This is a genomic window from Kitasatospora sp. NBC_01250 (genome assembly GCF_036226465.1).
GTDB lineage: Bacteria > Actinomycetota > Actinomycetes > Streptomycetales > Streptomycetaceae > Kitasatospora.
In genome coordinates, this window is sequence record NZ_CP108476.1 from 3779990 (window position 1) to 3796352 (window position 16363).

General features: G+C 73.5%; 13 protein-coding genes and 1 pseudogene. 8 read left to right on the forward strand and 6 right to left on the reverse strand.

The genetic code is table 11. The features are described 5' to 3' along the window. Window positions 1–63: 63 nt before the first annotated feature. The 3 genes and pseudogenes from OG500_RS15360 to OG500_RS15370 all read right to left on the reverse strand — a co-directional run. Window positions 64–1242 (reverse strand): annotated as a pseudogene (locus tag OG500_RS15360) (diguanylate cyclase domain-containing protein); the annotation flags it as partial. Window positions 1243–1551: 309 nt separating this feature from the next. Then, complete coding sequence (locus tag OG500_RS15365; protein ID WP_327067240.1) at window positions 1552–2724, reverse strand: adenylate/guanylate cyclase domain-containing protein; 1173 nt, start codon at window positions 2722–2724, stop codon at window positions 1552–1554. A 204-nt stretch (window positions 2725–2928) separates the two neighbouring features. Beyond that, a complete protein-coding gene (locus OG500_RS15370; protein ID WP_327067241.1) occupies window positions 2929–3825 on the reverse strand; it encodes a biotin--[acetyl-CoA-carboxylase] ligase in 897 nt (298 codons plus the stop codon). Window positions 3826–4025: 200 nt separating this feature from the next. On the opposite strand from OG500_RS15370, the gene OG500_RS15375 reads away from it, so the two are divergent. The 5 genes from OG500_RS15375 to OG500_RS15395 all read left to right on the forward strand — a co-directional run bounded on the left by OG500_RS15375 (window position 4026) and on the right by OG500_RS15395 (window position 9407). Further along, complete coding sequence (locus tag OG500_RS15375; RefSeq protein WP_327067242.1) at window positions 4026–5630, forward strand: acyl-CoA carboxylase subunit beta; 1605 nt, start codon at window positions 4026–4028, stop codon at window positions 5628–5630. A 41-nt stretch (window positions 5631–5671) separates the two neighbouring features. After that, window positions 5672–5893 carry an acyl-CoA carboxylase subunit epsilon gene (locus OG500_RS15380; RefSeq protein WP_327067243.1) on the forward strand — a complete coding sequence of 74 codons (222 nt, stop codon included), beginning with the start codon at window positions 5672–5674 and terminating at the stop codon, window positions 5891–5893. Between the two features lie 61 nt (window positions 5894–5954). Beyond that, complete coding sequence (locus OG500_RS15385) at window positions 5955–6572, forward strand: nucleoside triphosphate pyrophosphatase (protein WP_327067244.1); 618 nt, start codon at window positions 5955–5957, stop codon at window positions 6570–6572. 47 nt (window positions 6573–6619) lie between these two features. Further along, entirely contained in the window at window positions 6620–7405 is a 786-nt protein-coding gene (locus OG500_RS15390) for a hypothetical protein (RefSeq protein WP_329580699.1), read from the forward strand. Between the two features lie 226 nt (window positions 7406–7631). Then, window positions 7632–9407 carry an acetyl/propionyl/methylcrotonyl-CoA carboxylase subunit alpha gene (locus tag OG500_RS15395; RefSeq protein ID WP_329580703.1) on the forward strand — a complete coding sequence of 592 codons (1776 nt, stop codon included), beginning with the start codon at window positions 7632–7634 and terminating at the stop codon, window positions 9405–9407. 71 nt (window positions 9408–9478) lie between these two features. On the opposite strand, the gene OG500_RS15400 is transcribed toward OG500_RS15395, so the two are convergent. Then, complete coding sequence (locus tag OG500_RS15400; RefSeq protein WP_442789333.1) at window positions 9479–10411, reverse strand: DeoR/GlpR family DNA-binding transcription regulator; 933 nt, start codon at window positions 10409–10411, stop codon at window positions 9479–9481. A gap of 198 nt (window positions 10412–10609) precedes the next feature. Next, window positions 10610–12064: an NAD(P)H-quinone dehydrogenase gene (locus tag OG500_RS15405; RefSeq protein ID WP_327067248.1), complete on the reverse strand. Its 1455-nt coding sequence runs from the start codon at window positions 12062–12064 to the stop codon at window positions 10610–10612. Window positions 12065–12223: 159 nt separating this feature from the next. On the opposite strand from OG500_RS15405, the gene OG500_RS15410 reads away from it, so the two are divergent. From OG500_RS15410 to OG500_RS15420, 3 genes are all read left to right on the forward strand, one after another. After that, entirely contained in the window at window positions 12224–12661 is a 438-nt protein-coding gene (locus OG500_RS15410) for a gamma-glutamylcyclotransferase (protein WP_327067249.1), read from the forward strand. A gap of 175 nt (window positions 12662–12836) precedes the next feature. Next, on the forward strand, window positions 12837–13658 hold the full coding sequence (locus tag OG500_RS15415) for a purine-nucleoside phosphorylase (RefSeq protein WP_327067250.1): 822 nt from the start codon (window positions 12837–12839) through the stop codon (window positions 13656–13658). Window positions 13659–13882: 224 nt separating this feature from the next. Continuing rightward, window positions 13883–15574 (forward strand): phospho-sugar mutase, encoded by a 1692-nt coding sequence (locus OG500_RS15420; protein WP_327067251.1) that lies wholly within the window; start codon window positions 13883–13885, stop codon window positions 15572–15574. Window positions 15575–15666: 92 nt separating this feature from the next. Here the strand turns inward: OG500_RS15420 and OG500_RS15425 are convergent, their stop codons facing one another. Beyond that, the gene (locus OG500_RS15425; RefSeq protein WP_327067252.1) at window positions 15667–16350 is read right to left on the reverse strand and encodes a PH domain-containing protein; all 684 of its coding nucleotides are present in this window, start codon (window positions 16348–16350) and stop codon (window positions 15667–15669) included. Window positions 16351–16363: the final 13 nt, after the last annotated feature.

The window sequence follows — 16363 nt, forward strand, 5'->3', positions numbered from 1 at the left end:
CTCCTGGTCGAGGGCGGCCAGCACCACGCTGATCAGCTGCCCGGGGTCGGCACTGTGCGCGGCGCCGCGGAAGCGGCGGCGGTCGCCGTGCGGGCCGCGTCCGCCGCCCACCCGGCCGCGGGCGTCGGAGCTGCGGCGGTGCGGGTCGGCGGCGTCGGCCAGCAGCACGGTGGGGTCGGGGGCCAGGCCGGGTCCGTGGCTGCGCCCGGCCACCACCGGGCGCGCGGCCCGCGCCGCCTTGGCCCGGTACTGAGCGGCGTCCGCGAGCCGGAAGAGCCGGTCCGAGGTGGAGACCGGGCCGATCGAGTCGCCGGTGGAGGCGATCCCGCAGGCCACTCCCTCGCCGTCGGCCAGCTGCAGCGCCCTGGTGCAGAGCTCCTCGGCCACCGCGACCACCTCGTCCGCCTTCTGGCCCTCCACCAGCAGGCAGAACTCGTCCCCGCCGAGCCGGGCGGCGAGCGAGCCGGGCAGCTTGGCACCGGCCAGCGAGAGCTGTCCGGCGAAACGTTCCAGCAGCCGGTCACCGACCTCGTGGCCGAGCCGGTCGTTGATCCGCTTGAGGCCGTTGACGTCGCAGACCATCAGGGTGACCACGGTGTTGTCGCGGTTGTGGTTGGCCAGCGCGCTCTCCAGCCGGGCGTCCACCGCGCGCCGGTTGGCCAGCCCGGTCAGCGGGTCGGTGAAGGCCAGCCGGCGCAGGTCGGCCAGCCGCTCGGTCTGCGCCAGGCCGGCGGAGATCTGCGCGGCCAGCAGCGTGGCGTACTGCGCGTCCGCCTCGGTGAAGACCGGCAGGCCCAGGCCGCGGGCCAGGTAGAGCTCGCCCCAGACCTGGCCGTGCAGCACGATCGGGGCGACCAGGCAGCAGGACCGCCCGCGCCGGCGCAGTCCGGCGGCGCGCTGCTGGCAGAACGCCCCGGCCTCCGGGTGGGCGTGGGCGCCGTAGCCGGCGGGCCCGGTGGGGGTCTGCTCCTCCGCCGTCTGCACCCAGGCCCTGGGCAGCCGCCCGGCGCCGCCGCGCTCCTCCAGGAAGCTGACGATCTCCGGGTAGTCGGCCACCGGGTAGGACTCGTCCTCCGGGATCTCCTCCTCGCCGGCGGCCAGTTCACCGTGGTTGACCAGCACCCGCAGCCGGCCCGACTCGCGGTCCCAGACCGAGACGGCGGCCATGGTGGCACCGAGCGCGCTGGTGGCCCGTTCGGCGGCGGCCCGCACCGCCTCCAGCGCGCTCTGCGCACCGGCCATGTCCTGGGCCAGCTCGACCACGGCCTGCAGCCGCCGGTCCAGGCCGGGGGTCTGGAGGGCGGGGTCCGGGAGGCCGGGGGCTGCCGCCGGCTCGGGCCCGGCACCGAGCCCGCCGGTGTCTCCGAGCTCCGCCATCACCTGCGCACCGCCCACGTTCACCCCTGCCGCTTCGGTCCGGAACTCCGCGTTCGGGACCAGACTAGGGGCGTTTGCCGAGGTTATGCCCGGTTTGCCAGAAAAGGCGGAAATCTCCGCATCAGGCGCACGCAGCGACCCGAAAACGGGTATAGGCGCGGGCCGACCGGCGGCCTAGCGGACCGGCCTGGTCCGCCGGGTGAGCAGCCAGGGCTCGACCAGCCCGAGCCCGCGCACCGGCCGCCGCCACATCGCCTGCAGCTGGAACCGCGGACCGCCCCCCTGCCCCGACGCCCGCCCCAGCGAGCCCAGCGGCGCCCCGGAGTGCGCGGCGAGCGCGTCCGCCAGCTGCGCCTGCGCGCTGCCCGTGCCGTCCGCGGCGCCGCGCAGCGCCGCCCCCGCCTGCTCCAGCGCGGTGGCGAACTCGCCGTCGAGCAGCACCGCGTCGCGCTGCGCGATCGAGGTCAGCCGGCTCGCCAGGTTGACCGTGGTGCCGAAGACGTCGCCCATCCGGGAGGTGACCGTGCCGAAGGCCATCCCGACCCGCAGCGCGGGCATGTTCTCCTCGCCGGTGAGCGTCTCCACCAGGCTCAGCGCGATCTCGGCCGCGGTCACCGGATCCTCGGAGACGAAGAGGATCTCGTCGCCCAGGGTCTTGATCAGCCGCCCGCCCTGGCCGGCGATCAGGTCGGCGCAGGTGGACTCGAAGGTCTCCACCAGCGAGCCCAGCTCCTCCTCCTCCAGGCGCCGGGAGAGCCGGGTGAAGCCGACCAGGTCGGCGAAGCCCACCGCGAGCCGGCCGCTGGTCATCTCGGTGTCCTCGGCGGCCTGCACCACCCGGCCGGTGACGGCGGCCAGTTGCCGCCGCCAGACGTAGATCAGGAACTGCTCCAGCTCCGGCAGCAGCAGCTCGACCAGCGGGTACGCCACCTCGGCCCGGGTCAGTCCGGGCTCGGCGGCCTGGGTGAGGTTCTCCAGGAAGGTGTCCATCTGCCAGCCCGCCAGCCGGGCGGTGGTCTGGCCGGTGGAGCGGGCCACCTGGATCGCCATCGCCTCGTTGATCAGGCCGGACTCCACCAGGCCCGCCAGCCGGCGCAGCGCGATCACGTCACCGTCGTTGAGCGCCCGCTGCTGGCCGATGTCGGGGAACCCCATGGCCCGCCAGAACCGGGTGGCCAGCTCCATCGGCACCTCGGCGGTGCGGGCCGCCTGATAGGGCGTGTAGCGGCGCGGCGCCCCCAGGATCAGCTCCTCCAGATCGAGCGCGACGGTGTGGTCGGGCTCCTCGGGCCCACCGCCGTCGCGCGCGCTGTCCTTCGGCGCGAGCCCGCCGTCGTCGTCTGCCACCGGTCCGTCCCCGTGCGGTCGCCGCACTTGCCGTCGAATGTCCTACCCAGCCCGCGGCGCCCCGCGATCCCTCGGACGTGGCGCGCCTCACACTGATGCCAGGTGGAATGGTCGCACGGAATCGCTGGATCCGGGGCATCCGCAGCCGACCAACCGGCCCCTGACGGGCGGCGCACGGGTGGCGCACCGGTGGTCGGCGGGGTGTCAGGAGGTGCGCGGCTCCGGGCGCACGTGCACCACGTCCCCCGCGCCGACCGCCTGGCGAGCCCCGTCCGGGGTGCGCACCACCAGACGTCCGTCGGCGTCCAGCGCCACCGCCTCGCCGCGCAGTTCGCGCTCGCCGGGCAGCTGCACCAGCACCTGGCGGCCCAGCGTGGTGCAGCGCGCGGTGTAGGCCGGCAGCAGTCCGCTGGCCTGCGGGTCGCCGGAGGCCGCCTGCCACTCGCCGTACAGCTCGGCGAACTCGCGCAGCAGCGTGCGCAGCAGCGTGGCGCGGTCGGTGACCTCGGCGCCGGCCAGCGCGAGCGAGGCGGCGGTGGGCACCGGCAGCTCCTCCTGGCGCAGCGTGACGTTCAGGCCCAGGCCCGCGACCACCGCCTCGCCGGTCAGCTCGGTGAGGATGCCGCCGATCTTGCGCTCCTCGCCCGCCACCTCGGCCTGCAGGTCGTTGGGCCATTTCAGGCCGACCTGGACCCCGGCCACCCGGCCGACCGTGGCCGCCGCCGAGACGCCGACCAGGATCGGCAGCCAGCCCAGCCGCTCCCGGGGCACGGTGGGGCGCAGCAGCATGGACAGGAAGAGCCCGGAGCGGGCCGGCGCGCTCCACTGCCGGTCCAGCCGGCCGCGCCCGGCGCTCTGCCGCTCGGCGATCAGCACCGCGCCCTCGGCGGCGCCGTCCTTGGCGCGGGCGGTGAGGTCGTTGTTGGTGGAGCCGGTCTCCTCGACCACGTCGAGCGCCGTCCACAGGCCGCCGGGCACCAGCAGGTCGTGCCGCAGGACGGCGGCGTCCAGCGGCGGGCGCTCTAGGTCGGTCCAGGGGGAGGGTCCGGCGTGGCCGAAACCACGCAGTCCGCTGCGACGGGGACGATCTGGCTCGGTCATGGGCCTAGCGTAGGGGCGAGCCCGCGCCGAGCCGTAGGCCGACCCATCGTCCACCAGAAACGCTGATTAACACACTGTGTCGCTGGCCATAACGCGAGGAGCGGGAGGCTGGCTACGCTACCCGACGGTAGTACGGCACCCTGTCGCCCGCACTGCCCCGCCAACCTCCAACGCGCCTTTCACGTGAGGAACTCCACGGGATGACCGACGTGCCCACCGACCCCTCGCTGGACCCCCACAGCACCGCCGGCAAGCTCGCCGACCTGCGCCGCAGGATCGACGAGGCGGTGCACTCCGGCTCCGCCGCCGCGGTCGAGAAGCAGCACGCCAAGGGCAAGCTGACGGCTCGTGAGCGCGTCCTCGAACTGCTCGACGAGGACTCCTTCGTGGAGTTCGACGAGTTCGCCCGGCACCGCTCGACCAATTTCGGCCAGCAGAAGAGCCGGCCGTACGGCGACGGCGTGGTGACCGGCTACGGCACCGTGGACGGCCGTCAGGTCGCCGTCTTCGCCCAGGACTTCACCGTCTTCGGCGGCTCGCTCGGCGAGGTGTTCGGCGAGAAGATCGTCAAGGTGATGGACTTCGCGCTGAAGACCGGCTGCCCGGTGATCGGCATCAACGACTCCGGCGGCGCGCGGATCCAGGAGGGCGTGGTCTCGCTCGGCCTGTACGGCGAGATCTTCCGCCGCAACGTGCACGCCTCCGGTGTGATCCCGCAGATCTCGCTGATCCTGGGCCCGTGCGCGGGCGGCGCGGTCTACTCCCCCGCGATCACCGACTTCGTGGTCATGGCCGACCAGACCTCGCACATGTTCATCACCGGACCGGACGTGATCAAGACCGTCACCGGCGAGGACGTCGGCATGGAGGAGCTGGGCGGCGCCCGCTCGCACAACACCAAGTCCGGCAACGCGCACTACCTGGCCGCGGACGAGAAGGAGGCGATCGAGTACGTCAAGAGCCTGCTGTCGTACCTGCCCTCCAACAACCTCTCCGACCCGCCCGGGTTCCCCGAGGAGGCGGATCTCACCGTCTCCGAGCAGGACCTCGAACTCGACGTGATCGTGCCGGACTCGGCGAACCAGCCGTACGACATGCACACCGTGATCGAACACGTGCTGGACGACGGCGAGTTCCTGGAGACCCAGCCGCTGTACGCGCGCAACATCATCACCGGCTTCGGCCGGGTCGAGGGCCAGCCGGTGGGCGTGGTCGGCAACCAGCCGCTGGACCTGGCCGGCTGCCTGGACATCGCCGCCAGCGAGAAGGCCGCGCGCTTCGTGCGGACCTGCGACAGCTTCAACATCCCGGTGCTCACCTTCGTCGACGTGCCCGGCTTCCTGCCCGGCACCGGCCAGGAGTGGGACGGCATCATCCGGCGCGGCGCCAAGCTGATCTACGCCTACGCCGAGGCCACCGTCCCGCTGATCACCGTGATCACCCGCAAGGCCTTCGGCGGCGCCTACGACGTGATGGGCTCCAAGCACCTGGGCGCCGACCTCAACCTCGCCTGGCCCACCGCCCAGATCGCCGTGATGGGCGCACAGGGCGCGGCCAACATCGTCTACCGGCGCGAGCTGTCCGAGGCCGCCGCGGCGGGCGCGGACGTCGATGCCCGCCGCGCGGAACTCGTCGCCGAGTACGAGGAGACGCTGCTCAACCCGTACCTGGCCGCCGAGCGCGGCTACGTGGACGCGGTGATCGCCCCCTCCGACACCCGCAAGCACATCGTGCGCGGACTGCGGGCCCTGCGCGGCAAGCGCGAGGTGCTGCCGCCCAAGAAGCACGGCAACATCCCTCTGTAGGGCCCCTGCGGCCTACGACGATTGTGCTCGGAAAGGACCCGATGATGCCCCCCATCCAGGTGCTGCACGGGCAGCCGACCCCCGAGGAGCTGGCCACCGTCCTGGCGGTGGTCCAAGCCCGGGCCGCCGCGCAGGCCGCCGCCGAGGCGACCCGCCGCGCGAGCGGCCCGGCCTCCCCGTGGACCGACCCCGCCCGCCGCATCCGCACCACCCCGCGCCCCGGCAGCCACGCCTGGCGCACCTCGGGCTGGGCCGGCGGCTGAGCCGCCGAAGCCGGACACTGCCTGGGGCCTGCCCGCGAGGGCAGGCCCTAGGCTGGCCCGCATGACCGATCGCCGCATCCTCGTGCTCGCCTCCGCCTCCCCCGCCCGGCTCGGGCTGCTGCGCCAAGCCGGGCTGGACCCGCGCGTGATCGTCAGCGGCGTGGACGAGGACGCGCTGCACGCCCCCACGCCCGCCGAGCTCGCCCTGGTGCTCGCCGAGGCCAAGGCGGCGGCGGTGGCCGGCGAGCTGACCGGCGGCGAGCTGGTGATCGGCTGCGACTCGGTGCTCGAACTGGACGGGCAGGCGCTCGGCAAGCCCGCCGACGCCACCGAGGCGCTCGCCCGCTGGCACGCGATGCGCGGGCGCAGCGGGGTGCTGCAGACCGGGCACTGCGTGATCGACACCGCGAACGGGCGCCGGGTCTCCGCCACCGCGTCCACCACCGTGCACTTCGCCGAGCCCGACGACGCCGAGATCGAGGCCTACGTGGCCAGCGGCGAGCCGCTGCACGTGGCCGGGGCGTTCACCCTGGACGGCCGCTCGGCGCCGTTCGTGGCGGGCATCGAGGGTGACCCGGGCAATGTGATCGGGCTGTCGCTGCCGCTGCTGCGCACCCTGCTCGCCGATCTTCAGGTGCGGATCACCGATCTCTGGGCCACGGGCTCCTCGTCCCGCTAGGCTGGCGCCGCGCTTGGGCGGGGAACGGCCGACGGGGAGGGGGCGCGATGCGGGACATGCTGCTCAACATCGTGCTCGGCCTGCTCACCAGCGCCATCGGCGCGGGCGCGGGCTGGCTCGCCCAGTCGCTGCGCCGCCGGCGCCGGCTGGAGCGCAGCCGCGCGTTCTTCGGGATGCCCGCCGGCACCGAGTGCCTGCTGGTGGTCAACCGCCACTCCGGCAGCCCGAAGGCGACCAGCGTGCACCGGGACGACGTGAGCGCGCTGATGGAGCTGGCCGTGCTGGTCAACGCCTGCAGCGCGCGGCCCGAGGTGGTGGCGCACGACGAGGTCCGCCAGGGGCTGGGCCACAAGGCCGAGTTCTGCCTCGGCGGGCCGAGCAGCAACGAGCGCACGGTCGCCCACCTGAACTGGCGGCTGCCGGGGGTGCGGTTCAGCTACGAGCCGGGCATCCTGGGCGCGATCCTGGTGGGCGAGCAGGAGTTCGTGCTGGAGCGCAGCACCGAGGAGACCCCGGGCCACAGTTACGTCCTGCTGGCCAGGCTCGACACGGGCGGCGGCGGACGGCCGGTCTTCCTGATCGCCGGCCAGGTGGCGATAGCCAATCACGCGGCGGTGCGCTATCTGGTGGCCAACCAGCGCCTGCTGATGGGCCGTCACGGTGCGCACGGCTCGTTCGCCCTGATGCTGCGGGTCGTCAACCCGGTCAAGTACGGCCCGGACGTGGTCGAACTGGTCGCCGACGTCACCGCCGCCGCGACCGCGCCGCCGACCGCACCCGCACCGCGTGCGCCCGCCCCCACACCCGTACCGAGCCCCGGAAGTACCGCGTGAGGCCGGCACTGTGGCGAAGGCCACGGCCGCCGGCCCCCGATCCGGGACCGGTCGAGCCCGTTCACAGCCACTCGGCGTACCGTTGCCACCTGCGGCTCTCCCGCTGCGTGCGCACATGATCACGATGTGCGTCACGCTCCGTGTGGGCAAGCTCACCACCAGGGGCTACTCGCCGGTACCGCCTCATCATCCCTAAACTCCATCGAGGTTCAAGAAGGGAGCCACAGTGCGCAAGGTGCTCATCGCCAACCGCGGGGAAATCGCCGTCCGCGTCGCCAGGGCCTGCTCGGACGCCGGTATCGCCAGCGTCGCCGTCTACGCCGAGCCCGACCGGGACGCGCTGCACGTCCGCGCGGCCGACGAGGCCTACGCTCTCGGCGGCGACACCCCCGCGACCAGTTACCTGGACATCGCCAAGGTCCTCAAGGCAGCTGCCGACTCGGGTGCGGACGCCGTCCACCCCGGCTACGGCTTCCTGTCGGAGAACGCCGACTTCGCCCAGGCCGTGCTCGACGCAGGACTGATCTGGATCGGCCCGCCGCCGCAGGCCATCCGCGACCTCGGTGACAAGGTCACCGCCCGGCACGTGGCCCAGCGGGCCGGTGCGCCGCTGGTCGCCGGCACCCCGGACCCGGTCGCCGGGCCCGACGAGGTGGTCGCCTTCGCGACCGAGCACGGCCTGCCGGTCGCCATCAAGGCGGCCTTCGGCGGTGGCGGGCGCGGCCTGAAGGTCGCCCGCACGCTGGAGGAGATCCCGGAGCTGTTCGAGTCCGCGGTGCGCGAGGCGGTCGCCGCCTTCGGGCGCGGCGAGTGCTTCGTGGAGCGCTACCTGGACAACCCGCGGCACGTCGAGACCCAGTGCCTGGCCGACCAGCACGGCAACGTGGTGGTCGTCTCCACCCGTGACTGCTCGCTGCAGCGCCGCCACCAGAAGCTGGTCGAGGAGGCGCCCGCGCCGTTCCTCACCGAGGAGCAGAACGCCGAGCTGTACCGGGCGTCCAAGGCGATCCTGCGCGAGGCCGGCTACGTCGGTGCCGGGACCTGCGAGTTCCTGGTCTCGCAGGACGGGCTGATCTCCTTCCTGGAGGTCAACACCCGCCTGCAGGTCGAGCACCCGGTGACCGAGGAGGTCACCGGCATCGACCTGGTCCGCGAGATGTTCCGGATCGCGGACGGCGAGGAGCTCGGCTACGACGACCCCGAGATCCGCGCGCACTCCTTCGAGTTCCGGATCAACGGCGAGGACCCGGGCCGCAACTTCCTGCCCGCGCCCGGCACGGTGACGCTCTTCGCGCCGCCGTCCGGCCCGGGGGTGCGCCTCGACGCGGGTGTCGAGTCCGGCTCGGTGATCGGCCCGGCCTGGGACTCGCTGCTGGCCAAGCTGATCGTCACCGGCCGGGACCGCAAGCAGGCCCTGGAGCGGGCCCGGCGCGCGCTGGCCGAGTTCAAGGTCGAGGGCATGGCCACCGCCATCCCGTTCCACCAGGCTGTGGTGGCGGACCCGGCGTTCGCGCCGGAGACGCACGGGTCCGAGGGCCCGTTCACGATCTACACCCGCTGGATCGAGACCGAGTTCAACAACACCATCCCGCCGTTCGCGGGCGGCGCGGCCGACGGCGAGGAGCCGGACGGCCGGGAGACCGTGGTGGTCGAGGTCGGCGGCAAGCGGATCGAGGTCTCGCTGCCCGCCTCGCTCGGGGTCGGCTCCGCGCCGGCCGCCGGTGCGGCTGCCGCGGGCAAGGCCAAGCGCCGGGTGGGCGTCAAGAAGGCGGGTGCCGCGGTCAGCGGTGACACCCTCGCCTCGCCGATGCAGGGCACCATCGTCAAGGTCGCCGTCACCGAGGGTCAGCAGGTCGCCGAGGGCGAGCTGATCGTCGTGCTGGAGGCGATGAAGATGGAGCAGCCGCTCAACGCGCACAAGGCGGGCACCATCGTGGGCCTCAAGGCCGAGGTGGGCGCGAGCGTGAGCAGTGGCGCGGCGCTCTGCGAGATCAAGGACTGACCGGGATCAGGGGCTGAGTCCCCGCTCCCACGGTGGCCCGCTGGTTGTCCGTCAACCGGCGGGCCACACGGCTATCTGGCTCCCGCGAGGCGCGGTGGCAGATGGCCGGGCGGCGGACCGCCGTGGGTGCCGGGGCGACGCTGACCGGGCAGCGGGGCGGCGGCGCTCGGGGCCCCCGCCGCCCGCCGCGCGGCGCCCGGGGGCTGCTGCTGCGGATGGCGCTCGGGGCCCGGGTGGCCCGGTGGCTCGGCGGCCAGGCCCAGCGGGGCGATGGCGATCTGCACCCCGCAGTCGGCGAGCGCGTCCAGCTCCCGGGCGGTGGGGTCGTGGCCGGCGGCGTGCTCGTCGGTCACCAGGCGGGTGATCGCGTCGGTCGGCACCGTCTGGAACATCGTGTCGGTGCCGAGCTTGGTGTGGTCGGCCAGCACGATCACCTCCGCGGCCGACTGCACCAAGGCCCGGTCCACGCTCGCGGAGAGCATGTTGGTGGTGGACAGGCCGCGCTCGGCGGTCAGGCCGCTGCCGGAGATGAAGGCCTTGGAGACCCGCAACCCGTGCAGCGACTGCTCGGCACCGCTGCCGACCAGCGCGTAGTTGGAGCCCCGCAGTGTCCCCCCGGTCATTACCACCTCCACCCGGTTGGCGTGCGCGAGCGCCTGGGCGACCAGCAAGGAGTTGGTGACCACCGTCAGGCCCGGAACCCGGGCGAGTCGGCGGGCCAGCTCCTGGGTGGTGGTCCCGGCGCCGATCACCACCGCGTCCCCCTCCTCGACGAGCGTGGCCGCGAGGTCCGCGATCGCGCTCTTCTCGGCGGCGGCGAGGTGGGTCTTCTGGGGGTAGCCCGGTTCTCGGCTGAAGCCTCCGGGGAGCACCGCGCCGCCGTGTCGGCGGTCGAGCAGCCCTTCGGCCTCCAGCGCCCGGACGTCTCGACGGACGGTCACTTCGGAGGTCTGGACGACGCGGGCCAACTCGCGGAGCGACACGGCTCCGTTGGCCCGCACCATTTCGAGGATCAACTGGCGACGTTCTGCTGCAAACACAGAACCGACGGTAACTCTCCTGACCGTCTGCTTTCAGGCGTTTGCCACTAGTAACAGGAACTGCTCACCTTCGGGCGGCGCACGACCGTACAATTCGCGCCGCCGCACCCCCGCGTACTCTCCGCCGGCAGGGCGAAGAGCTCGCGCGTACGGGTGACGGGGTCAGGATTCGCTCTCTGCCCGCTTGCGAATGTGCAGCTGGCGGGCGGCCTCGGCGGTGGATCCGGACAGCGAGGGGTAGACGGTGAAAGCACCCGCCACCTGCTCGACCGTCAAGTTGTTGTCCACGGCCAACGAGATCGAGTGAATCAGTTCGCTGGCGCGCGGGGCCACCACCACACCGCCCACCACGATGCCGGTGCCGGGGCGGCAGAAGAGCTTCACGAAGCCGTCCCTGATGCCCTGCATCTTGGCCCGCGGGTTGCCCCGCAGCGGCAGCTTGACCTCGACGGCGTCCATCTTCCCGCACTTGACGTCCGCGGCGGTGTAGCCGACGGTGGCGATCTCCGGGTCGGTGAAGACGTTGGAGGCGACCGTCTTGAGGTTCAGCGGCTGCACCGCGTCGCCCAGCGCGTGGTACATCGCGATCCGGCCCTGCATGGCCGCGACCGAGGCCAGCATGAAGACGCCGGTGCAGTCGCCGGCCGCGTAGACGCCGGGGGCGGTGGTGCGCGAGACGCGGTCCACCACGACCTGGCCCCACTCGTTGAGCTTGACCCCGGCCTCCTCCAGGCCCATGTCCGCGGTGTTGGGGATCGAGCCGATCGCCATCAGGCAGTGCGTGCCGCTGATCACCTCGCCGCTGGAGAGGGTGACCTCGACCCGGTCGCCGACCCGCTTGGCGCCCTCGGCGCGCTGGCGGCTCATCACGTTCATGCCGCGGCGGCGGAAGACGTCCTCCAGCACCTCGGCGGCGTCCGGGTCCTCGCCGGGCAGCACCCGGTCGCGGCTGGAGACCAGGGTGACCCGGGAGCCGAGCGCCTGGTAGGCACCGGCGAACTCGGCGCCGGTCACGCCGGAGCCGACCACGATCAGCTCGCGGGGCAGCTCCTCCAGGTCGTAGACCTGGGTCCAGTTGAGGATCCGCTCGCCGTCCGGCTTGGCGTCGGGCGCCTGGCGCGGGTGCACGCCGGTGGAGATCAGCACGGCGTCGGCCCGCACGGTCTGGGTGCTGCCGTCGGCGGCCTCCACCACGACCTCGCGGGAGCCGTCGGCCGCCTGGCCGCCGGAGCCGAGCCGGCCCTTGCCGCGCAGCACGGTGACGCCGGCCCGGGTGACGGCCTGGGTGATGTCGTGCGACTGGGCGATCGCCAGGCGCTTGACCCGTCGGTTGACCTTGCCGAGGTCGACGCTGATCGCGCGCCGCTCGCCGTCGCCGTCGCGGTCGTCGCAGGCGAGGTTGATGCCGAGCTCCTGGTAGGAGGCGTCGAAGCCGGTCATCACCTCGGCCGTCGCGATCAGGGTCTTGGACGGGACGCAGTCGGTGAGGACCGCCGATCCGCCCAGACCGTCGCGATCGACGACGGTCACCTCCGCCCCGAGCTGGGCCGCCACCAGGGCCGCCTCGTATCCGCCGGGTCCGCCACCGATGATCACGATCCGAGTCACGTGCACCATTGTCCCGCACGCCGCGTCCGGCGCGAGCAGGGGGCCGTTGATTTGTGCGCATCACGCAGACGGTGTGACGAGCGGCACAGCGGGCGGTGCGGGTACGGCGGTTCCGCGGGCCGCCGACCGGGCCTTGATCCACCCGTCAACTCCCGTAGGCTGACGCCCATGTCGCTCTACGCCGCGTACGCCACGAACCTCGACGCCCGGCAGATGAGCCGGCGCGCCCCGCACTCCCCGCTGCGCGGAACCGGCTGGCTGGACGGGTGGCGGCTGACCTTCGGCGGCGAGCAGCTGGGCTGGGAGGGCTCGCTGGCCACGGTGGTGGAGGACGAGAAGGACCAGGTCTTCGTCTCGCTCTACGACGTGGCCCCGATGGACGAGGACGGCCTGGACCGCTGGGAGGGCCTCCAGCTGGGCATCTACCGCAAGATCCGGCTGCGCGCCCACACCCTGGACGGCGAGGTGCCGGTCTGGACGTACGTGCTCAACGACTACGAGGGCGGGCTGCCGGCCGCCCGGTACCTGGGGCTGATCGCGGACGCCGCGGAGAGCGCCGGGGCGCCGGACGACTACGTGCTGTCGCTGCGCCACCGCCCCTGCTGACCGGCGCTTTTCCCACCGGCCCGGCGAGAGGGTCGTTCGACCACTGGCGGTTCCTCCGAAACCCGGCCCGCCGAACCCGCCCCAACTGGTGTTTTCCGGTGATCCCGGTAACGATCCGGCAAGGCATGGCGGCTGGTTCTACGCGCGTAGGCATTTCTTGTCTATCCTCGGGCATGTGAATGCTTCTCCTCAGACCGCCGTGTCCGCCGACCCCTACGCCGCCGCCCAGGCCGCCGCTGCCCGCCTGCGCGAGCTCACCGGTGCCGAGCGCCACGACGTCGCCCTGGTGATGGGCTCCGGCTGGGTGCCGGCGGCCGACGCCCTGGGCGAGCCGGTGGCCGAGTTCCCGGTCACCGACCTCCCGGGCTTCCCCGCCCCCGCCGTCGCCGGTCACGCCGGCACGATCCGCTCGGTGAAGATCGGCGACAAGCGCGCCCTGATCTTCCTCGGCCGCAACCACTACTACGAGGGTCACGGCGTGGCCACCGTGGTGCACGGCGTGCGCACCGCCGCCGCGGCCGGCTGCCGGACCATCGTGCTGACCAACGGCTGTGGCGGCCTGCGCCAGGGCTGGGTCCCCGGCCAGCCCGTGCTGATCAGCGACCACATCAACCTGACCGCGGACTCCCCGATCGTCGGCGCCAACTTCGTCGACCTCACCGACCTCTACTCCAAGCGCCTGCGCGAGCTGTGCCGCGAGGTGGACCCGAGCCTGGACGAGGCCGTCTACGTCCAGTTCCGCGGCCCGCACTACGAGACCCCGGCCGAGGTCAACATGGCCCGGGTGATCGGCGGCGAGCTGGTCGGCATGTCGACCACGCTGGAGGCGATCGCCGCCCGCGAGGCCGGCGCCGAGGTGCTCGGCATCTCGCTGGTCACCAACCTGGCCGCGGGCATGACCGGCGAGCCGCTGAACCACGCCGAGGTGCTGGAGGCCGGCAAGGCCTCCGCCGAGCGCATGGGCAGCCTGCTGGCGAAGGTCCTCGAGCGGATCTGATCCCGCGCGGATCGGACCCACCGGGTCCGCGGCCACCCGGACCGGCTCGACGATGAGCCGGTCCCGCCACGGACCCGGCCCCACCCGCAGTACCCCGGCCCGGGCGCTCCCTTCCCGCTTCTGAGCACCCGGGCCGATCCTTGTCCTGAGGGCCCCCACAGCGGCCCCTCGTGACCCTCTTGCACGTCACAGCGACCCCTACCCGATACCGGAGCAGGCGACCCATGGCCCAGGAAAGCACCACCGACCTCCTCGCCCGTGCCCGCCAGTGGCTGGCCGAGGACCCCGACGCCGAGACCCGCGAGGAGCTGGCCGCGCTGCTGGCCGCCGCGGACCAGGGCGAGGAGCCCGCCCTGGCCGAGCTGGCCGAGCGGTTCGCCGACCGGCTCCAGTTCGGCACCGCCGGGCTGCGGGGCGAGCTGGGCGCCGGCCCGATGCGGATGAACCGCGCCGTGGTGATGCGCGCCGCCGCCGGGCTGGCCGGCTACCTGCGCGCTACGAACGCGGGCGACCTCGTGGTGATCGGCTACGACGCCCGCCACAAGTCCTACGACTTCGCCCGGGACACCGCCGCGGTGATGGTCGGCGCGGGCCTGCGCGCCGCGGTGCTGCCGCGCCCGCTGCCCACCCCGGTGCTCGCCTTCGCGATCCGCCACCTGGGCGCCGCGGCCGGTGTGATGGTCACGGCCAGCCACAACCCGCCGCGCGACAACGGCTACAAGGTCTACCTGGGCGACGGCTCGCAGATCGTGCCGCCCGCCGACGCCTCGATCGCCGCCGAGATCGACGCGGTGGCCTCGCTCGCCGACGTCCCGCTCGCCACCGACGCGGACGCCGGCTGGCAGGTGCTCGGCGAGGACGTGCTGGACGCCTACCTGGCGCGTGCCGTCACCGTGGTGGACCCGCAGGGCCCGCGCGACCTGTCCGTCGTCTACACCCCGATGCACGGTGTCGGCCGGGACACCCTGCTGGCCGCCTTCGAGCGGGCCGGCTTCCCCGCCCCGACCGTGGTGGCCGAGCAGGGCGACCCGGACCCGGACTTCCCGACCGTGGCCTTCCCCAACCCGGAGGAGCCCGGCGCGATGGACCTGGCCTTCAAGGCCGCCGCCGCCACCGCTCCCGACCTGGTGATCGCCAACGACCCGGACGCCGACCGCTGCGCGGTGGCGGTCCCGGACGCCACCGACGCCGCCGGCTGGCGGATGCTGCGCGGCGACGAGGTCGGCGCGCTGCTGGGTGCCGCGCTGGTCGCCAAGGGCGTCCGGGGTACCTTCGCCACCACGATCGTCTCCGCCACCCTGCTCGGCGAGATCGCCGCGGCGGCCGGGCTGGACTACCAGGAGACGCTGACCGGCTTCAAGTGGATCGCCCGCGCCGAGGGCCTGCGCTACGGCTACGAGGAGGCGCTGGGCTACTGCGTCGACCCCGAGGGCGTGCGGGACAAGGACGGCGTCACCGCCGCCCTGCTGATCGCCGAGCTGGCCGCCTCGCTCAAGACCACCGGCCGCACCCTGTCCGACCTGCTGGACGAGCTGGCGCTGACCCACGGCCTGCACGCCACCGACCAGCTCTCGGCCCGGGTCGAGGACCTGTCGCTGATCGCCGCCGCGATGCGCCGGCTGCGCGAGCAGCCGCCGGCCGAGCTGGCGGGCCTGGCCGTCACCCGGGCCGACGACCTGTCGGCCGGCTCGGCCGAGCTGCCGCCGACCGACGGCCTGCGGTACTACCTGGCCGGCGAGTCGGTGCGCGGCGCGCGGATCGTGGTGCGCCCCTCCGGGACCGAGCCGAAGCTGAAGTGCTACCTGGAGGTCGTGCTGCCGGTCGGCTCGGCCGACGAGCTGGCCGCCGCCCGCGAGCGGGCGGCCGAGCTGCTCGGCGCGCTGAAGCAGGCCATGGCCGTGGCCGCCGGCATCTGAGCCGCGACGTCCGGCACACGTCCGCGCACGTACCGCAGGGGCCTGCGACCGGTTTCGGTCGCAGGCCCCTGCGGCGTTCTCGGGCGCCCGGCTCAGGCCAGGATCAGCGCCACCAGCGCGACCAGGCCCACCAGTGTCGGCGCGATGACCCACCAGCACCAGGTCACCTCGACCTCGCCCTTGGCGGTCGGCCGCACGGCGTTGGTCTGCGCGAGCTCGCGCAGCAGGTCGACCACCTGGTCGGACCAGGCCCGGTTCTGGTCGGGTGCGCCGGGGACGGCGTTGGCCCCGCGGAAGCCGAACTGTCCGGCGCCGCCGATCTGGAACGTCCGGGGCCGCAGGTCGCCGCCCTCGATCCGCCGGCTGGCCTTCTTGCGCTGGCGCAGCGACACCGGCACCGCCCACAGCTGGTACGTCTTGTCCTCGGCCGTCAGCTCGGCCGAGTAGGCGGCCCGCAGGCCCTGCACCGAGGCCCAGGGCACCACGAGGGTGCGCAGCGGGTTGCGGACCACCAGCCGGTCGAGCCCGGCGGTCACCACGGGGCGGATGGTGTAGGCGATCACCGGCGCCCCGAAAAGCGGGGCGCAGGCCAGCGCGACCCAGGGGGTCTTCCCGCTGCCGCTCACCATGGCGTCCACGATGAGCCAGGCGGCCACTGCGAGCAGCAGCACGCCGGAGATGATGCCGGGAGTCGAGCGGAAGACTTGATCGGCGTACTTCGGCCCGTCGGCGGGGGCGGCAGAGCCCGGGTCGGGCGTACCGGCGGATTCGGTCATGGGGACGATTCTG